Source organism: Streptomyces sp. NPDC055140 (assembly GCF_053607285.1).
In genome coordinates this window covers 1-2,104 of sequence record NZ_JBSGTG010000153.1, presented here as the reverse complement: position 1 = coordinate 2,104, position 2,104 = coordinate 1, and the positions used below count along the sequence as shown (strand labels likewise).

Here is a 2,104-nt window from a genome sequence, read left to right as displayed (position 1 = left end):
CATTTACTATTATCATATAGAGGAAAGCTTCCAAGCGGGCTCGAACCGCTGACCTCTTCCTTACCATGGAAGTGCTCTACCTGCTGAGCTATGGAAGCATGGCTCCGCAGGTAGGACTCGAACCTACGACCGATCGGTTAACAGCCGATAGCTCTACCACTGAGCTACTGCGGAACGATATAAGCTTGGCGACGTCCTACTCTCACAGGGACAAGGTCCCAACTACCATCGGCGCTAGAGAGCTTAACTTCCGTGTTCGGTATGGGAACGGGTGTGACCTCTCTGCCATCATCACCAAACTATGAAGGCATATTCCTTCAAAACTAGATAACATTTGCTACATATTATATGGTTAAGTCCTCGATCTATTAGTATCCGTCAGCTCCACATGTCGCCACGCTTCCACCTCTGACCTATCAACCTGATCATCTTTCAGGGATCTTACTTCCTTGCGGAATGGGAAATCTCATCTCGAGGGGGGCTTCATGCTTAGATGCTTTCAGCACTTATCCCGTCCGCACGTAGCTACCCAGCTATGCCTTTGGCAAGACAACTGGTACACCAGCGGTGCGTCCATCCCGGTCCTCTCGTACTAAGGACAGCTCCTCTCAAATTTCCTGCGCCCGCGACGGATAGGGACCGAACTGTCTCACGACGTTCTGAACCCAGCTCGCGTACCGCTTTAATGGGCGAACAGCCCAACCCTTGGGACCGACTACAGCCCCAGGATGCGATGAGCCGACATCGAGGTGCCAAACCTCCCCGTCGATGTGGACTCTTGGGGGAGATAAGCCTGTTATCCCCGGGGTAGCTTTTATCCGTTGAGCGATGGCCCTTCCATGCGGAACCACCGGATCACTAAGCCCGACTTTCGTCCCTGCTCGACTTGTAGGTCTCGCAGTCAAGCTCCCTTGTGCCTTTACACTCTGCGAATGATTTCCAACCATTCTGAGGGAACCTTTGGGCGCCTCCGTTACATTTTAGGAGGCGACCGCCCCAGTCAAACTGCCCACCTGACACTGTCTCCCTGCCCGATAAGGGCGGCGGGTTAGAAGGTCAATACAGCCAGGGTAGTATCCCACCGATGCCTCCACCGAAGCTAGCGCTCCGGTTTCCAAGGCTCCTACCTATCCTGTACAAGCTGTACCAACATTCAATATCAGGCTGCAGTAAAGCTCCACGGGGTCTTTCCGTCCTGTCGCGGGTAACCTGCATCTTCACAGGTACTATAATTTCACCGAGTCTCTCGTTGAGACAGTGCCCAGATCGTTGCGCCTTTCGTGCGGGTCGGAACTTACCCGACAAGGAATTTCGCTACCTTAGGACCGTTATAGTTACGGCCGCCGTTTACTGGGGCTTCAATTCGCACCTTCGCTTACGCTAAGCGCTCCTCTTAACCTTCCAGCACCGGGCAGGCGTCAGCCCCTATACTTCGCCTTACGGCTTCGCAGAGACCTGTGTTTTTGCTAAACAGTCGCCTGGGCCTATTCACTGCGGCTTCTCGGGCTTTCACCCTAACAAGCACCCCTTCTCCCGAAGTTACGGGGTCATTTTGCCGAGTTCCTTAACGAGAGTTCTCTCGATCACCTTAGGATTCTCTCCTCGCCTACCTGTGTCGGTTTGCGGTACGGGCACCTTACATCTCGCTAGAGGCTTTTCTTGGCAGTGTGGAATCAGGAACTTCGCTACTATATTTCGCTCGCCATCACAGCTCAGCCTTATGGGAAACGGATTTGCCTATTTCCCAGCCTAACTGCTTGGACGCGGATATCCAATACCGCGCTTACCCTATCCTCCTGCGTCCCCCCATTGCTCAAATGGTGAGGAGGTGGTACAGGAATATCAACCTGTTGTCCATCGCCTACGCCTTTCGGCCTCGGCTTAGGTCCCGACTAACCCTGAGCGGACGAGCCTTCCTCAGGAAACCTTAGGCATTCGGTGGAGGGGATTCTCACCCCTCTTTCGCTACTCATACCGGCATTCTCACTTCTAAGCGCTCCACCAGTCCTTCCGGTCTGGCTTCACAGCCCTTAGAACGCTCTCCTACCACTGTTCGAAGAACAGTCCGCATCTTCTGATTAACCTTGCGCGCGATAGAAAGTAA

At 53.6% G+C, this 2,104-nt stretch carries 2 tRNA genes and 2 rRNA genes; all 4 read right to left on the bottom strand.

Going from position 1 to position 2,104, the window contains the following annotated elements:
* Positions 1-25: 25 nt before the first annotated feature.
* Positions 26-98 (bottom strand) — tRNA-Thr (locus ACWFR4_RS48510).
* Position 99: 1 nt separating this feature from the next.
* A tRNA-Asn gene (locus tag ACWFR4_RS48505) sits at positions 100-174 on the bottom strand.
* A gap of 9 nt (positions 175-183) precedes the next feature.
* Positions 184-299, bottom strand: a 5S ribosomal RNA gene (rrf, locus tag ACWFR4_RS48500).
* 49 nt (positions 300-348) lie between these two features.
* Positions 349-2,104, bottom strand: a 23S ribosomal RNA gene (locus tag ACWFR4_RS48495); the annotation flags it as partial.